The organism is Sphingomonas sp. (assembly GCF_036731925.1).
Lineage (GTDB): Bacteria > Pseudomonadota > Alphaproteobacteria > Sphingomonadales > Sphingomonadaceae > Sphingomonas.
This window is the reverse complement of the sequence record NZ_DAINDJ010000002.1, coordinates 1,327,405-1,342,981: the sequence shown is the minus strand read 5'-3', so window position 1 is coordinate 1,342,981 and position 15,577 is coordinate 1,327,405. Positions and strand designations below refer to the sequence as shown.

At 66.5% G+C, this 15,577-nt stretch carries 20 protein-coding genes; 6 read left to right on the top strand and 14 right to left on the bottom strand.

Features of this window, described 5'->3' with window-relative positions:
• Positions 1–46 precede the first annotated feature (46 nt).
• On the top strand, positions 47–2,188 hold the full coding sequence (locus V7E00_RS15890; protein ID WP_333573582.1) for a transglycosylase domain-containing protein: 2,142 nt from the start codon (positions 47–49) through the stop codon (positions 2,186–2,188).
• A 41-nt stretch (positions 2,189–2,229) separates the two neighbouring features.
• Here V7E00_RS15890 and V7E00_RS15885 read toward each other — a convergent pair whose 3' ends face one another.
• Genes V7E00_RS15885 through V7E00_RS15875 form a run of 3 tightly spaced genes read right to left on the bottom strand, consistent with a single transcriptional unit; the run spans position 2,230 to position 3,910 of the window.
• Entirely contained in the window at positions 2,230–2,901 is a 672-nt protein-coding gene (locus V7E00_RS15885) for a M48 family metallopeptidase (RefSeq protein WP_333573581.1), read from the bottom strand.
• A complete protein-coding gene (locus V7E00_RS15880) occupies positions 2,898–3,341 on the bottom strand; it encodes a YcgN family cysteine cluster protein (RefSeq protein ID WP_333573580.1) in 444 nt (147 codons plus the stop codon). The genes V7E00_RS15885 and V7E00_RS15880 overlap by 4 nt, the downstream gene beginning before the upstream one ends.
• Entirely contained in the window at positions 3,329–3,910 is a 582-nt protein-coding gene (locus V7E00_RS15875) for an SCO family protein (protein ID WP_333573579.1), read from the bottom strand. Before V7E00_RS15875 ends, V7E00_RS15880 begins: the two co-directional genes overlap by 13 nt.
• A 71-nt stretch (positions 3,911–3,981) precedes the next feature.
• Between V7E00_RS15875 and V7E00_RS15870 the strand changes: the two genes are divergently transcribed.
• A complete protein-coding gene (locus V7E00_RS15870; protein WP_333573578.1) occupies positions 3,982–4,599 on the top strand; it encodes an ankyrin repeat domain-containing protein in 618 nt (205 codons plus the stop codon).
• Between the two features lie 7 nt (positions 4,600–4,606).
• On the opposite strand, the gene V7E00_RS15865 is transcribed toward V7E00_RS15870, so the two are convergent.
• From V7E00_RS15865 to V7E00_RS15815, 11 genes are all read right to left on the bottom strand, one after another.
• Complete coding sequence (locus tag V7E00_RS15865) at positions 4,607–5,104, bottom strand: MmcB family DNA repair protein (RefSeq protein WP_333573577.1); 498 nt, start codon at positions 5,102–5,104, stop codon at positions 4,607–4,609.
• 85 nt (positions 5,105–5,189) lie between these two features.
• Entirely contained in the window at positions 5,190–5,843 is a 654-nt protein-coding gene (locus tag V7E00_RS15860) for a cell wall hydrolase (protein WP_333573576.1), read from the bottom strand.
• A gap of 161 nt (positions 5,844–6,004) precedes the next feature.
• A complete protein-coding gene (locus tag V7E00_RS15855) occupies positions 6,005–6,346 on the bottom strand; it encodes a DUF1491 family protein (RefSeq protein ID WP_333573575.1) in 342 nt (113 codons plus the stop codon).
• Positions 6,343–6,810 (bottom strand): PaaI family thioesterase, encoded by a 468-nt coding sequence (locus tag V7E00_RS15850; RefSeq protein ID WP_333573574.1) that lies wholly within the window; start codon positions 6,808–6,810, stop codon positions 6,343–6,345. Before V7E00_RS15850 ends, V7E00_RS15855 begins: the two co-directional genes overlap by 4 nt.
• Positions 6,797–7,264 (bottom strand): PTS sugar transporter subunit IIA, encoded by a 468-nt coding sequence (locus V7E00_RS15845; protein ID WP_333573573.1) that lies wholly within the window; start codon positions 7,262–7,264, stop codon positions 6,797–6,799. Before V7E00_RS15845 ends, V7E00_RS15850 begins: the two co-directional genes overlap by 14 nt.
• A 43-nt stretch (positions 7,265–7,307) precedes the next feature.
• A complete protein-coding gene (gene hpf, locus V7E00_RS15840) occupies positions 7,308–7,907 on the bottom strand; it encodes a ribosome hibernation-promoting factor, HPF/YfiA family (RefSeq protein WP_333573572.1) in 600 nt (199 codons plus the stop codon).
• Between the two features lie 34 nt (positions 7,908–7,941).
• Entirely contained in the window at positions 7,942–8,652 is a 711-nt protein-coding gene (gene dnaQ, locus V7E00_RS15835) for a DNA polymerase III subunit epsilon (protein WP_333573571.1), read from the bottom strand.
• A gap of 7 nt (positions 8,653–8,659) precedes the next feature.
• Complete coding sequence (gene coaE, locus V7E00_RS15830; RefSeq protein ID WP_333573570.1) at positions 8,660–9,265, bottom strand: dephospho-CoA kinase; 606 nt, start codon at positions 9,263–9,265, stop codon at positions 8,660–8,662.
• Positions 9,262–10,071 carry a shikimate dehydrogenase gene (gene aroE / locus V7E00_RS15825; protein ID WP_333573569.1) on the bottom strand — a complete coding sequence of 270 codons (810 nt, stop codon included), beginning with the start codon at positions 10,069–10,071 and terminating at the stop codon, positions 9,262–9,264. Before aroE ends, coaE begins: the two co-directional genes overlap by 4 nt.
• Complete coding sequence (locus tag V7E00_RS15820; RefSeq protein WP_333573568.1) at positions 10,068–10,667, bottom strand: Maf family protein; 600 nt, start codon at positions 10,665–10,667, stop codon at positions 10,068–10,070. The genes aroE and V7E00_RS15820 overlap by 4 nt, the downstream gene beginning before the upstream one ends.
• Positions 10,667–11,482, bottom strand: coding sequence for a pyruvate, water dikinase regulatory protein (locus V7E00_RS15815; RefSeq protein WP_333573883.1), 816 nt, complete (start codon positions 11,480–11,482; stop codon positions 10,667–10,669). The genes V7E00_RS15820 and V7E00_RS15815 overlap by 1 nt, the downstream gene beginning before the upstream one ends.
• Before the next feature lie 302 nt (positions 11,483–11,784).
• On the opposite strand from V7E00_RS15815, the gene hemE reads away from it, so the two are divergent.
• The 4 genes from hemE to V7E00_RS15795 all read left to right on the top strand — a co-directional run bounded on the left by hemE (position 11,785) and on the right by V7E00_RS15795 (position 15,554).
• Positions 11,785–12,816 (top strand): uroporphyrinogen decarboxylase, encoded by a 1,032-nt coding sequence (gene hemE, locus V7E00_RS15810; protein ID WP_333573882.1) that lies wholly within the window; start codon positions 11,785–11,787, stop codon positions 12,814–12,816.
• Positions 12,813–13,265 (top strand): CopD family protein, encoded by a 453-nt coding sequence (locus V7E00_RS15805; protein ID WP_333573567.1) that lies wholly within the window; start codon positions 12,813–12,815, stop codon positions 13,263–13,265. The genes hemE and V7E00_RS15805 overlap by 4 nt, the downstream gene beginning before the upstream one ends.
• Before the next feature lie 177 nt (positions 13,266–13,442).
• On the top strand, positions 13,443–14,699 hold the full coding sequence (gene rho / locus V7E00_RS15800) for a transcription termination factor Rho (protein ID WP_064313625.1): 1,257 nt from the start codon (positions 13,443–13,445) through the stop codon (positions 14,697–14,699).
• A gap of 135 nt (positions 14,700–14,834) precedes the next feature.
• Positions 14,835–15,554 carry a TerC family protein gene (locus V7E00_RS15795; RefSeq protein WP_333573566.1) on the top strand — a complete coding sequence of 240 codons (720 nt, stop codon included), beginning with the start codon at positions 14,835–14,837 and terminating at the stop codon, positions 15,552–15,554.
• Positions 15,555–15,577 lie beyond the last annotated feature (23 nt).

The following is a 15,577-nucleotide window of genomic DNA, read 5'->3' as shown; positions in this document are numbered from 1 at the left end:
ATCCTTGTAGGAAGCCCCGCTAGGCTGTAATCGACCACGCCGTAACATGGCCGTGAAATCGAAAACCGCAGCTGCGCCCTGGTGGCGCCGGGGCTCCTTCTGGAAGAAGTTCTTCCTCTGGTCGTTCATCAGCGGCGTGGGGGTGGCGCTCATCGCCTTCATTGCGCTGGTGATCGCTGTCTACTCGGCGCGGGCGACGCTGCCCAGCTTCGACCAGATGAAGTCCTCGCCCAATGGGCAGATGATCCGCGTCCATGCGGTGGACGGCACGGTGCTGGTTTCGCTCGGGCCGAGCTATGGCGAGTGGATCAAGTACGACCAGATCCCCCAGGCGATGAAGGACGCGATCATCGCGACCGAAGACCGCCGCTTTGAATCGCACTGGGGCGTCGATCCGGTCGGCGTCGCGCGCATCTTCTGGGTGGCAAAGCGGCTGCACGACGAGGGCCGGCGGCTGCAGGGCGGCTCGACTATCACCCAGCAGGTCGCCCGCACCATCTTCCTGTCGAACAAGTACAGCGTAACCCGCAAGATCCGCGAGGCGATCCTGGCGCTGGCGCTCGAGCGGAAATTCTCGAAGCAGGAAATCCTCGAGCTCTACCTGAACAAGGTCTATTTCGGCGGCGGCGCGTACGGGATCGACGCGGCCAGCCGGAAGTTCTTCGGCCATCCCGCGACCAACCTGTCGCTCGGCGAGTCCGCGATCGTCGCCGGCCTGGTGAAAGCGCCGTCGCACTACTCGCCCACTGCCGACGCGGAGGCCGCGGTCGACCGCGCTACGGTGGTGCTCAAGCTGATGGCGGACGCCGGCAAGATCAGCGAGGCGCAAGCCAACAGCACCGACCCACACGCCGTGCAGCTGGCGCCCGAGCCCAAGCAGAACAGCGTCCGCTATTTCACCGACTGGGCGCTGCCCCAGCTGGAAACGCTGATCGACGAGACCGAGGCGCCGCTCGACGTGTGGACCACGCTCGACCTCAACATGCAGCGCAGCGCCGACCAGGCGATCCGCGTCAATGCGCCCGATGGCGCGCAGGGCGCGCTGGTCTCGATCGACCGGGACGGGGCGGTGCGGGCGATGGTGGGCGGGAAGGACTATGTGTCCTCGATCTACAACCGCGCGACTCAGGCGCAGCGCCAGCCGGGCTCGTCGTTCAAGCTGTTCGTCTATCTCTCGGCGCTGGAAGCCGGGCACAAGCCCGACGACATCGTCGTCGACGAGCCGGTGACGATCAACGGCTGGACGCCGCGCAACGACTCGCGCCGCAACAGCGGGCCGATCACGATCCGCACCGCCTTTGCCTATTCGGTCAACACGATCGCGGCGAAGTTCGGCCAGGAGGTGGGCTTCACCACCATTGCCGACATGGCGAAGCGCTTCGGCATCACTACGCCGATCAACACCCAGCCGGCGATGGTGCTCGGCACCTCGAACGTGCGCCTGATCGACATGACCCGCGCCTTCGCCTCGGTCGGCAACAACGGCGTGGCGGTGACGCCCTATGGCATCACCCGCGTGACCGCGAACGGCAAGGTGATCTACCAGCATGAGGTGGATACCAGCCATGTGCTGGTCGCCAACTATGTCGCCGCGCAGATGATCGACCTGATGCAGACTGCCGTCGCCACCGGCACCGGCCGGGCCGCGCAGATCGGGCGGCCCGTGGCAGGCAAGACCGGCACGACCAGCTCGAACAAGGACGGCTGGTTCATCGGCTTTTCCAGCGGCCTCACCACCGGCGTGTGGATGGGCCGTGACGACGCCAAGGTGGTGCCGGGCCTGCAGGGCGGCCGCGCGCCGGCGCGTGCGTTCCACGACTTCATGATCCAGGCGGTGGCCAACCGGCCGGTCGAGCAGTTCGAGACGCAGCTGACCCCGCCCGACAACATGCTAGAGCCCGACGCGGATGCGTACGGCGCTCCCGACAACGGCATGATGGTCGACGAGGACGGCAATCCGATCGTACAGCCGCCGCAGGTGCCGGTGGAACCGCAGGACGGCGAGGAAATGGACGCGGCCCCGGTCCAGCAGGGCGGGCGCCCGGCGCCGGTCCAGCAACAGGGCGACAAGCTCGACCGCGATTGGATCAACCGCATGACCGGCCGCACGCCGGGGCAGCAGCAGCGCCAGCCGCAGCAGCGCCAGCCCGCACCCCAGGAGCGCCAGCGGCCGAACGACGAATATTGATCCATGCTCTCGCCCGCGGAGGCGGGAGCATGGCAGAAAGGCTATTCCCGCCCCACCCAGTGCAGGGCCGCGCCATGCTGGCGGAGCCAGTGCCGGTGCGGGGTGGGGTCAGCGCCGTAGAGCTGCTCGACCAGCGCGTGGAAATCGGGCCCGTGGTTCATGTGCACCCGGTGCGCGACTTCATGCGCCACCGTCGCCCGGCGGACCTCGCTGGGCGCCAGGATCAGCCGCCAGCTGTAGCGGATCACGCCCGTCCACGCACAGCTGCCCCAGCGGCTGCGCGCATCGCCGATCGCGACCTTGGTGACCCGCACTCCTGCCAGCGCGGCATAGTGCGCGGTTTCCTCGCTCAGAACCCGCAGTGCCTCCGCGCGAAGCCAGCGCTCGACCCGGCGGCCTAGGCCCTCCTCGCTCCCGCCGCAGCGCAGCTGGTCGCCCTCGCGCCGCACCCCGCGCACACCGGGCACCGGCCAGACGATCGTCAGCTTGCCGTCGCCGAAAGGGATCTCCGCGCCGGCCACGAAGGGTCGCCCGCCCGGCAGCCGCTCGCGTTGCGCTGAGATCCACGCCTGCTGCTCGCCCACCCATTGCATCGCCTTGGCGAGCGATGCGCGAGGCGGGATCGTCAGCCGCACCTTGCCGTCGCGGGGATCGATCGCGAGCCGCATCCGCCGCGCGCGGGGATGGCGGATCACTTCGAGCCCTTCGATCAAAGGCGGCGGTCCGTCATGTGATGCTCGAGATCGCCGGCATCGTCCTCGGAGATGGTCCAGCCGCGGGTCGATTCACCCGCCTTGTGCACCGCCTCGCGGTCGCCCGAGACGAGATAATGCCAGTCGGGCAGCCTCTCGCCATTCGCCCGCAGCCGATAGGCGCAGGTGGTGGGCAGCCATTCGATGTCGCGGACGTTGCGCGTCGTCAGCCGCACACACTCCGGCACATAGGCGCGGCGATGCTTGTAATCCTTGCACAGCCCCATCTTGCGATCGAGCAGCTTGCAGGCGACGTTGGTAGCGAACAGCTCGCCCGTCTCTTCGTCCTCCAGCTTGTGCAGGCAGCATTTGCCGCAACCGTCGCAAAGGGCTTCCCATTGCGCGCGGTCCAGGGCCTCCAGCGGCAGATCTTCCCAGAATTTGATGATCAACGCACCCAATGCTCAAGCTCGGCGACGATCGCCGGGGGATCCTTTTCCAGCGGCAGGCTGGTGATCGGCTTGCCGTCCGGCCCCATCAGATAGGCCACTTGCGTATGGCCCATCAGATAGCCCGACGGCGTAGGCTGCTTCATATAGGCGACGGCATAGGCCTTTGCCACCTGCGCGATCGCATCGGGCTTGCCGGTGAGGCCGATCAGCCTTGGGTGGAAGTTGCCGACATATTGCTTGAGCTGGGCCGGCCCGTCGCGCTCGGGATCGACGGTGATGAACAGCGGTACGATCTTCTGCGCCGCCCGCGGCGCCTGCTTGTCGAGCGTGCGCAGCGCCGCGCCGATCTTCGTCAGGTCCGTCGGGCAGACGTCGGGGCAGTAGGTGTAGCCGAAATAGACGATCCGATATTTGCCCGCGAAAGCGGCATCGGTGACCGTCTTGCCGTTCTGATCGACGAGCGTGAAGGGACCGCCGATCCGCGCGCCCGCCAGCGGCGGCTCGCCAGGATCGCCGGCACCGCATGCCGACAGCAGCAGCATTGCGGCAGGTATCAAAACTCGAAACATGCTGTTCATGGTATCCACCGCCAGTCTTTGCTAGGAGTTCGGCTGCATCCGTCGCCAGTATCGAAGGTACCGATCCAGCAATGACGTTCCGTCTCGCCTCCGCCGCCGCCGCGGCCCTGTTTCTCCTGCCGCTCCCGGCGCTCGCCCAGGGCATGGGCCAACCGCGCGAGAGCATCCAGTTCCTCGACGCGATCCGTAAGCAGGACGGGAACAAGGTCAACGAGTTCCTGCGCGACAAGGCAGCCTCGATGGTCAACGTCAAGGATCCGTACGGCACCGGGGAAGCCGCGCTGCACATCGTCGTGAAACGTCAGGATCCGACCTATCTTTCGGTGCTGATCAACCAGCCCGGCGTGAACGTGAACATCCAGGATCGCGAGGGGAACACGCCGCTGATCTTCGCCGCCGGCGTGGGCTGGGGTGCCGGCGTGGACGCGCTGCTTGCCAAGAAGGCGAATGTGAACCTGGCGAACAATGGCGGCGTCACGCCGCTGATCCGTGCGGTGCTGGCGCACGACGCCGACGTGGCGAAGAAGCTGCTCGACGCGGGCGCAGACCCCGATCGCGCCGATTTCGGCGGCGGCCTTTCGGCGCGGGAATATGCGAAGCGCGAGACCCGCTATCCCTCGATCGCGAAGCTGCTGGCGGATGCGCCCAAGGTGGGCCGCGCCGCCACTGCGGCAGGGCCCAAGCTCTAACCCCGCATCAGAACCCGTCGGCAACGTCGGGGTCGAGCATGCCCAGCAGCCTTCGCCCGGCGCGTCGGGCGAAGGCGAGGGTTGCCTTGCGACGTGCCGGTGCAGGCAGCGGCACGGTTGCGGCCTCCCGGGCAACGGCAGCGTCATAGCGGTCGGCGACGATCAGCCCGGTGCGCTCCGGCAGGAAGTGCGGCTGGTCGAGCGGCCGCAGATCGAACCCCTGCGGCACCGCCCAGAAGAACCGATCGCAATGGCCGAGATATTCCTGCCACTTGGCGTCGCCGAGCAGGTCTGCCCGCGACACCTTGATCTCCACGATCACGATGTTGCCGCGCGCATCCAGCGCCATCAGGTCGACACGGCGGCCGCCCTCCAGCGGCACTTCGGCGATGGCCACGCAGTCGTGGCGCAACAGCATCCGGCAAACCCCGCGCACCACGTCTGCCGACACGAGCGCCTCGGCTTCAGGAGACGGGGGCGAGGGCAGAGGCTGGTGCGCGTTCATTCGGCAAATATAGAACATTAAGCGAACACAGAAAAGCCGCCGAATCGCTTCGGCGGCTTTTCAAGCGCGACGGGGAAGACCCCGATCAGCGATAGAAGACGTGGTTGCCCACCGTGGCGACCGAGGCCCGGCCCTGGCTGCCATTGACGTAGCGCGCATGGAAATAGAGCGCGTCGCCGGCCGGGCTTTCCCACAGATTCTTGCGGGCGACCTGCGCCACTGCGAGCGCGCGGCGCCACTGGGCGTTCGCCGGCGGAGTCGGCAGCTTGCCACGACGCACGAACGAGAACTGGCCCTTCTGGGTCACCACCGAGCAGACCGAGCCGGGGAAACGGCCGGAGGTGCTGCGGTTGAGGATTACGTCGGCCACGGCAAGCTGACCGGAAAGCGGCTCGCTGCGGGCTTCGAAATAGACGCCGGTGGCGAGGCAGCGGAGTTCGCGATCCTCTTCAAGCGCGGCGATGTCCTCCTGCGCGGCAACCGCGTCGGAGAGGCTGGCATATTCCGGGGTGGCATCGTCCTCGGCGTCGGTACCCTGCTGCTCAACCGCTGCCTGAGGCGCGGGAACCTGCTGGGAAGCAAGGACGTTTTGTACCTGAGCCGGTGCGGGCTGCACCGTCGCCTGAATCTTCGCTTCCTGCTGGGGGAGCGGGCTCAGGTTGAGCGTGGCAGCATTCGCAAGTGCGCCAGCGCAGAAAGTCACAGCTGCGAAAGTCGCAGCGCGTGGCAGAAACTTCATTTCATATCAATATTGTGCGGTTGGCGTGCGGTCGGACGCTGCTCCCGAGGAGACTGGACCGCCGGACTTACCCCCCGACTGCGTAACCGATCGACTTCACACCCCGAACGGCACAACGCGAATGAACGTGGTGGACCCTTTCGCGGGCGAGGGCCAAACTGTCAACAAAGGTTCATCGTTTCAGCGGCGAACCGTTCGGCCCCTGCGATATCCAGTTCAACGACCCAGAGATCGGTGTCCCGTTCGCGCCGCCGCCGCCAATAGGCGCTCGCCTCGGCCTCGTCGGGCAGTTCCTTCGGGCCGGAGGGGAGCAGGGCGGCGACTCCGTCGGGCCCGATGCCGCGTTCGACGAAGCGGGGATTCGCACCGCGCTCGAGCAGCAGCAGCAGGATCGCGCCCGAGGTGGCATCCCCCTTCGCCAGCACCATCGCCGAGCCACCGGCCGCATCGGCCCGCCGTACCAGCGCGCTCACCAGCATCGCGCTGGTCAGCCGCGGCGTCATGCGGTGCGATAGCCGGGCAGAGTGGCAAGCGGGATGCGCGAGCGCATGAAGGTGCCGGTGCCGCGCGCGGCCTCCTCGCCCTGGGCGTCGATCAGCCGGGCTTCGGCCACGAACACCCGCCGCTGGCCGCTCACCCAGCGCCCTTCGGCGATCACCGGCCCCTCGGGCAGGGGCCTGGTGAGCAGCAGGTTGAAGGCGGTGGTCAGCAGGAAGCGATCGGTGACAAGACTGTTCGCCGCATAGAACGCGGCGTCGTCGAGCATCTTGAAATAGCTCGTCCCGTGCGTCGCCCCCGCGGCGTGGAAATAGCGCGCGTCGACGTCGAAGCGGATCCGCGCGATCCCCGCTTCGGGGATTTCGAGCACCGAGGGAAAAAGCTGGTTGATCGGTGCCGCGGCATAGAGCGATTCCAGCGCGCGGTAATGCGCCTCGGCACCGGTCGGCGCCGAATCAGGCAGCGTCACGCGCCTCGACTCCGGTCAGCAGCACGTAGAGCGCATCCTTCGAACCGGCGCCCCGCAGCTTTTCTGCGAACGGCCGCTCGCGCAGCCGCCGCGACACCGAGGCGAGCGCCTTCAGATGCTCGGTGCCCGCATTGGTCGGCGAGAGCAGCATGAACACCAGATCGACCGGCAGATCATCCACGGCACCGAAGTCGACCGGCTGTTCCAGCCGGGCGAATACGCCACAAACGCGCGGCAGGTCGTCCAGCCGGGCATGGGGAATGGCAATGCCGCCACCGAAGCCGGTCGAGCCCAGCCGCTCGCGCTCGGCGAGCCGCTCGGCCACCAGCTTGGCGTCGACCCCGTAGGTCGCCGCCGCACTGGTGCCGAGCTGCTGGAACAGCGCCTTCTTGTTGCTCGCCGTCACGCCGGCGAGCACCGCCTCCGGCACGAGCAAATCGCTCAAATCAGTCATTACTCGTTCCAAAGAAGCGGCTGCCCGCCGGCAAGCCGGCGCCTTACGCCGGTGCGCGGTTGGGCTCAACCCAGCCGATCGTCCCGTCACCGCGGCGATAGACCATATTATAAGCGCCCGTCCCGCTGTTACGGAACAGCAGCGCGTTGGTATTGCGCAAGTCGAGCATCATCACCGCGTCCGAAACGGTGGCGTCCGGTACGTCGACACGGGTTTCCGCGATCACCAGCGGTGCGTCGGCAACTTCCTCTTCCTCGCGTGCTTCCTGGAACAGGGTATAGCCGGCATTGTCGAAGCCGTTGTCGTATGCACCGCCTTCAGCCAGCGCGATGACTTCGGTCGGGCGGCGATCCTTGAGCCTTCGGACATAGCGTCGCAGCTGCTTGTCGATTCGGTCCGCCGCGCCGTCAAAGGCGCCATGCGCTTCCATCCCGCTGTTGGTCGCCTTGAGCACGAGGCCCTGGGTCACGTGCATCACGATGTCGCAGGTGAAGCCGTTGTCGTGCGGCCCCTTGCCGAAGGTGACTTGCGAGGAGATGGCGCGGGAGAAATATTTGTCGGCGATACCCTGGACCCGATCCGTCACCTGCGTCTTGAGCGCTGCGCCCGTATCGACCTGATGCCCCGAGATCCGGATATCCATATGTACCTCCACTTCGCAATTAAGGACGAGCGACCTAGGGGTGCGCCGGAACCGCGTCGATTGTGGGAACACCCCATAGCGGCTCGTCCAGGGACTTCAGAAACGCTGCATGGCGCTCAAGTTCCGCGGCACTCGCGGTGAACCGCCGCGCCGGCCGGACGTGTACCCGAGTCGGCGCTTCGATCGCGGTCTCCGGCATCACCGGCACTTCCTCGGCCAGGCCCAGCGTGATCTGGCGACCGCCGGTCAGCTCGACATAGACCTGCGCCAGCAGCTGCGCGTCGAGCAGCGCGCCGTGCAGCGTCCGTGCGCTCAGATCGATGCCGTAGCGGCTGCACAGCGCGTCCAGGGTATGCTTCGCACCCGGATGGCGGGTGCGCGCGAGCACAAGGGTATCGACCATGCGGCCGAGATCGACCAGTGGGCGGCTGCAACGGCCAAGCTCGCCGTTGAGAAAGCCGAAATCAAATCCTGCATTGTGCGCGACCATCGGCGAGTCGCCGATGAACGCCAGCAGATCCTCGACAACGTCTTCGAACAGCGGCTTGTCGGAGAGGAATCGCTCGGACAGGCCGTGGACGTTGAACGCCTCCACCGGCATGGCACGCTGCGGATTGATATAGGCGTGGAAATGGTTGCCGGTGGCAACCCGGTTCACCAGCTCGACACAGCCGATTTCGACGAGGCGGTCTCCGCTTGAGAAACTGAGTCCTGTCGTTTCGGTGTCAAACACGATTTCCCGCATGGATCGCTTATCCACCCGCAGGCGGCGCGAGGCAAGCGATCACCGCCCGTACGCAATCTTCCGTAACCTGCAGGCCTCCGCCGGTCGGGATCACGAAATCGGCGCGCGCGCGCTTTTCCGCGTCCGGCATCTGCCGCGCGAGTATGGCGTCGAAGCGCTCGGGGGTCATGCCGGGGCGGGCGAAGACACGCTCGCGCTGCACCTCGGGCGGTGCGGAGACGACGGCGATCTTGTCGACATGCCGCCAGCCGCCGGCCTCGAACAGCAATGGTACGTCAAGAACGACCAGCGCCGAATCGGCATGCGCGGCTAGGAACGACTCGCGCGCCTCGGCGACGGCGGGGTGCAGAATCGCCTCGAGTCGCGCAAAGGCGGTGGAATCCGCCATCACCGCTTCGCGCAGCAGCGTGCGGTTCACGCCAAGCTCGGTCGTGGTGTCGGGGAACTCGGCTTCGATCGCCGCTACCGCCGCGCCGTCCGGGCCCTGGAGCTGGTGGACGGTTGCATCGGCATCGAACACCGGCACGCCGGCGGCGGCGAACATCGCCGCCACGGTCGACTTGCCCATGCCGATCGAGCCGGTGAGGCCGAGCACGATCGGCCGCCTGGTCATGCGGTGAGCAGCGCGCGCAGTTCCTCGTCGCGGTCGCGCGGGGGCTCGGCGCCGAAGAAGAGCTCGAACGCCAGCGCGGCCTGGCCGACCAGCATCTCGAGTCCGTCCACCGTATCCAGTTCACGGTCGCGGGCCTGGGCGAGCAGCGGCGTCTCGAGCGGCGCGTAGACGATGTCGTACACCACCGCATGCTCGGGCAGCGGATCGAGATTCAGGTCCAGCGGCGGCTGGCCGTCCATGCCGAGCGGGCTGGCGTTCACCAGCAGGTCGGCAGCGGGCAGGGGCGCGCCGATCGGCAGCGCATCGCCCTTCACCCCGAAGCTGGAGAGCAACGCCGCCGCCTTGAGCACGTTGCGGTTGAGGATCGTCACCCGGCCGATGCCGACGCGCGACAGGGCGAACAGCACCGCACGGGCCCCGCCGCCGGCGCCCACCACCACCGCATGGCGCCCTTCCAGCTCCAGTCCGGCGATGGGCGAGAAGAAGCCACCGGCATCGGTATTGGTGCCGATCAGCATGCCGTCCTCGCCGCGGATCACGGTGTTCATCGCGCCGATCGTGCTGCGCACCCCACCGGGATCGCCGACCAGGTCCATCACCGCCAGCTTGTGCGGGATGGTGACGTTGCAGCCGCGCCAGTCGGCATCGTCCTTCGCCCGGGCAAAATAGGCGGCAAGGTCGTCGCCCAGCACATGGGTACGGCGGTAATCGCCCTCGATTCCCAGCGCATCGAGCCAGAATTTGTGGATGATCGGGGATTTGGAATGGGCGATCGGATCCCCGATCACCTCGGCATAGCGAGTCACTTGGGCATCACTCCCCGGGTACGCAGATAGTCCAGAATCGGCAGCAGCGGCATGCCGAGGATGGTGAAGTGGCTGCCGTCGGTGCGGTGGAACAGCTGCACGCCGGGCCCTTCGATCCGGAAACAGCCAACGCACCCCGCGATCGCAGGCCATTCCACATCGAGGTATGATTCGATGAACGCTTCGCTCAGCGGACGGACGTGCAGCCGCGCGCGATCGACATGGCGCCACACCGGGCGGCCGCCCTCGGCGACCACCGCGGCGCTGTAGATGTCGTGGGTCTTGCCCGACATGCGCTGGAGATGGTCGCGCGCCTGCTCGCGGCTCTCGGGCTTGTCGAGCAGGCTGCCGTCGTCGAGCGCGACGAGCGAGTCGCCGCCTAGCACCAGCGCCTGGGGCGCCATGCGCGATACCTTGAGCGCCTTCAGCTCGGCGAGCGCATCGGCGAGATCGCGCGGACTCGTGCCCTCGGCGAGCAGCGATTCCTTGGCGCTGGCCTCATCCACCAGTGCGGGCAGCGCTTCATGCGCCACGCCGGCGGCATCGAGCATCGCCCGGCGCGACGCGCTCTGGGAGGCCAGGACGAGAGTCGGCATTATCGGCGTTCCATTTCACGGTCGTTGCACAGCTGGATGATCGCGGCTGCGGTTTCCTCGATCGAGCGGCGGGTGACGTCGATCACCGGCCAGCCATTGTCGGCGAACATCCGGCGAGCGAAGGCGATCTCGCGCTGCACGGCTTCCTGATCGACATAATCGGTTTCCGGCGCCTGGTTCAGCGAGAGCAGCCGGTTGCGGCGGATCTGCACCAGCCGATCTGCGCTGGTGGTGAGCCCGACGATCAGCGGCCGCTTCAGCTGGAACAGCTTGGCCGGCGGCGGCGATTCCACCACGATCGGAATGTTCGAGACCTTGTAGCCGCGATTGGCGAGATAGATCGAGGTCGGCGTCTTCGACGAGCGCGACACGCCGGCGAGGAGGATGTCGCTCTCTTCCCAATCCTCCCAGCCGATCCCGTCGTCATGGGCGATGGTGAACTGGATCGCATCGACCCGCGCGAAATAGGCGGCATCGAGCATGTGCTGCCGCCCCGGCCGCGCCTTGGCTTCCTGGCCGAGCAGGTTGGACAGCGCGTGGCTCACCTGGTCGAGCGGCGCGATCGCGGGCAGCCCGAGCGCGCGGCAGCGCGTCTCCAGCATGCGGCGGATGTCGCGATTGACCAGCGTGTAGATCACCAGCCCCGGGTTTTGCGCGATCTCCTGCAGGATGCGCTCAAGATGCGCCTCGCTGCGCACCATCGGCCAGAAATGGCGCAGCGGCTCGACGTCGTCGAACTGCGCCAGCGCCGCCTTGGCGATGTTTTCCAGCGTCTCCCCGGTGGAGTCCGAGAGCAGGTGCAGGTGCAGCCGCATCAGGCTGGGGACCGATCTGTGCATAACATGGCGAACAAGCGGTAGCGTAACCGCGGCACTCGGCCAACCCGCCCGATTCCGCGATTCACCGCGTGATTCGTCCACAGCGGCATCCCCAGCTTGTACTTTCGATCCACAGCCTGTGAGTCTTGTGGACAGATTTTCCGAATCCGGACGATTCCGTATGGCCGCAGGAGTCAAATTGTTGGCAACTGACTCACATCGCCATAAGCCCCGGCTTTCACCGGCCAACAGACTCCAACATCCTGAGAATCGAATCTTCTAGTAGTGGGATCCCGGCTCTGACTCTTCGCGCATCCAAGCCGCTGCTCGCGACCCTCCGAGGGACTCGCCAGCCCGTTCCGCCCGTCTGGCTCATGCGCCAGGCCGGCCGATACCTGCCCGAATACCGCGCGCTCCGTGCCGAGAAGGGCGGCTTCCTCGCCCTCGCCATGGATTCCGACGCCGCGGCCGAGATCACGCTGCAACCGATCCGCCGCTTCGGCATGGACGGCGCGATCCTCTTTTCCGACATCCTCGTGGTGCCGATGGCGCTCGGCCAGAAGCTGTGGTTCGAGACCGGTGAAGGGCCCAGACTCGCGCCGACAGTGACCGCGCGAGACGTGCTCGACGGCTTCGATGCCGATTCCAGCGTCCTGGAGCCCATCTACGGCACGATTCGACGGGTGAAGCAGGTGCTGGACCCCTCGACCACCTTCCTGGGCTTTGCGGGCTCTCCCTGGACCGTTGCGACGTACATGATCGCGGGGCAGGGCAGCCGCGAACAGGCCGAGGCACGCCGCCTGGCCTATCGCGACGAGGGCCTGATGCAGGCGCTGGTCGATCGCATCGCCGAGCAGACCATCGCCTATCTGCGCGCCCAGGCCGAAGCGGGCGTCGAGGCGGTGCAGCTATTCGACAGCTGGGCCGGCAGCTTGAGCCCCGCCCAGTTCGAACGCTGGGTGATCGCCCCCAACGCCCGGATCGCGGCCGCCGTTCGGGATCTGGTGCCCGTGATTGGATTCCCGAAAGGGGCAGGGGGCAAGCTCGCCGCCTATGCTCGCGAAACCGGGGTCGATGCGATCGGTCTGGACGAGACCGTCGATCCCGCCTGGGCGAATGCGGTGCTGCCGGACGGGCTGCCGGTGCAGGGCAATCTCGATCCGTTGGCGCTGATCACCGGCGGAGACGTGCTGGACAGCGCGATCGACCGGATCCTCGCGGCCTTCCCTACCCGGCCGCACGTGTTCAACCTGGGCCACGGCATCCTGCCCGACACGCCGATCGCGCATGTCGAGCAGCTGCTGGCCCGCGTGCGGGGGACCGCGGCATGATCGGCTGGCTGGGCAGTGCCTATCTTTGGGTGAAGGCGTTCCACGTCATCTTCGTGGTGTTCTGGATGGCGGGGCTGTTCCTGTTTCCGCGTTACCTGATCCACCACCAGGAAGCGCTCGGTACACCCGAGGCAGCGTCCTGGGCGAAGCGGGAGGCGCTGCTGAAGCGGATGATCCTCACGCCGTCGATGCTGATCGTCTGGGTGCTCGGGCTCGCGCTCTCTGCCAATATCGGGCTGTTCGACGGGCAGGCCGGCGTCGGCTGGCTCCACGCCAAGCTGCTGCTGGTGGTGCTGCTCAGCGGCTATCATGGCTGGGCGGTTGGCTATGGCAAGAAGCTCGGCCGGGGCGAGGCACCGATTGCCACCCGCACGCTGCGCTTCCTCAACGAAGTGCCGGCGCTGGCGCTGGTCTTCATCGTCATCCTCGCCGAGGTGAAGCCCTTCTGAGAATCACTGCGATCGACGCCGGTTAATCTGCGCCGAATCGCAGTTGACTTGGGGGGATCCGCTACCTAATTTTGAAGGCGTGTACCGGACCCCCGGTGCATCCTTCCTCCAAGCATCGAATCCTGCGCGTACCTATCGCCGATCGACGCTCTCCCCCTTAGAATTTCCGGACCTTCCATGCATCTCAAGGACCTCAAGAAAACCGCCCCCGCCGAACTGGTCACCATGGCCGAGGCACTGGGCGTTGAGAGCGCGTCGACGCTGCGCAAGCAGGACCTGCTCTTCGCCATCCTCAAGGCTCAGGCCGAGCAGGGTGACCAGATCATGGGCGAAGGCACGATCGAAGTGCTGCCCGACGGCTTCGGCTTCCTGCGCTCGCCCGAGGCCAACTATCTCGCCGGCCCCGACGACATCTATGTCAGCCCTAACCAGGTCCGGAAGTTCGGCCTGCGCACCGGCGACACGGTGGAAGGCGAGATCCGCGGGCCCAAGGACGGCGAACGCTATTTCGCCCTCACCAAACTGGTGAAGGTCAATTTCGACGATCCGGACGCAGTGCGCCACCGCGTCAACTTCGACAACCTCACCCCGCTCTATCCCGAGCAGAAGCTGCGCCTCGACACGCTCGACCCGACGGTCAAGGACAAGTCGGCCCGCGTGATCGACATCGTCGCGCCGCAGGGCAAGGGCCAGCGCGCGCTGATCGTCGCGCCGCCGCGCGTCGGTAAGACCGTTCTCCTCCAGAACATCGCCAAGGCGATTACCGACAACCATCCCGAAGTCTTCCTGATCGTGCTGCTCATCGACGAGCGCCCGGAAGAAGTCACCGACATGCAGCGTTCGGTGAAGGGTGAAGTGATCAGCTCGACCTTCGACGAGCCGGCGACCCGCCACGTGCAGGTCGCAGAGATGGTGATCGAAAAGGCCAAGCGCCTGGTCGAGCACAAGAAGGACGTGGTGATCCTGCTCGACTCGATCACCCGCCTCGGCCGCGCCTACAACACCGTGGTGCCCAGCTCGGGCAAGGTGCTGACCGGCGGTGTCGACGCGAACGCCCTGCAGCGCCCGAAGCGCTTCTTCGGTGCCGCGCGCAACATCGAGGAAGGCGGCTCGCTCTCGATCATCGCCACCGCGCTGATCGACACCGGCAGCCGTATGGACGAAGTGATCTTCGAAGAGTTCAAGGGCACCGGCAACTCGGAAATCGTCCTCGACCGCAAGGTGGCGGACAAGCGCATCTTCCCGGCGCTGGACGTCGGCAAGTCGGGCACCCGCAAGGAAGAGCTGCTGGTCGAAAAGGCCAAGCTCACCAAGATGTGGGTGCTGCGCCGCATCCTGATGCAGATGGGCACCATCGACGCGATGGAATTCCTGCTCGACAAGATGAAGGATTCGAAGACCAACGAAGACTTCTTCGACAGCATGAACCAGTAATCTGCGGGCACATCCTCGTGATTTCGGAAAGGCCGGGCCAGGGTGCCCGGCCTTTTTGCGTATTGGTGCAGGGAACGTCTCGCCTCGGGCATGCGTAGGCGTTGCGTGCGCCGATCCTGGCGCTAGGATTTTGGCATGATCGATCTTCTTCTCAGCGCCGCAGCGGGCGGCATCGGTTCGCCGCTCGACATCTGGCAGCACATCGTCGCCGATTTTTCCAATCTCGGCGACCCAGCGGCGCTCGCCGCCTTCGGGTCGGTGCTGATGATCGATCTGGTGCTGGCGGGTGACAATGCCATCGTCGTCGGCGCGCTGGCGGCGGGGCTGCCGGCGGAGCAGCGCAAGAAGGTGATCCTGATCGGCATCGGCGCGGCCCTGGTGCTGCGCATTGCCTTCGCGCTGGTCGTCAGCTGGCTGATGGGGATCGTGGGGCTGATCTTCGCGGGCGGCTTGTTGCTGCTCTGGGTCAGCTGGAAGTTCTGGCGCGAGATCCGGCACGGCGGCGAAAGCGCAGGCTCGGACGAGATCGAAGGCGACGAGCATTCGGGCGTGCGGTCCGCGCGCAGCTTCGCCGGCGCCGCCTGGGCCGTGGCCGTGGCGGACGTCTCGATGAGCCTCGACAACGTCCTGGCGGTGGCTGGCGCGGCGCGCGAGCATCCGGGCATTCTCGTGGTAGGGCTGCTGCTGTCGGTCGCGCTGATGGGCCTTGCGGCGAACCTGATCGCCAAGCTGATCGATCGCCACCGCTGGATCGCCTATATCGGCCTTGCGGTGATTGTCTTCGTCGCGTTCAAGATGATCTACGAAGGCTGGGTGGGGACGCCCGAGACCGCCGGGCTCACCAGCCTGTTCTGAGCCGGGAGCCCCTCCCTGCGCGG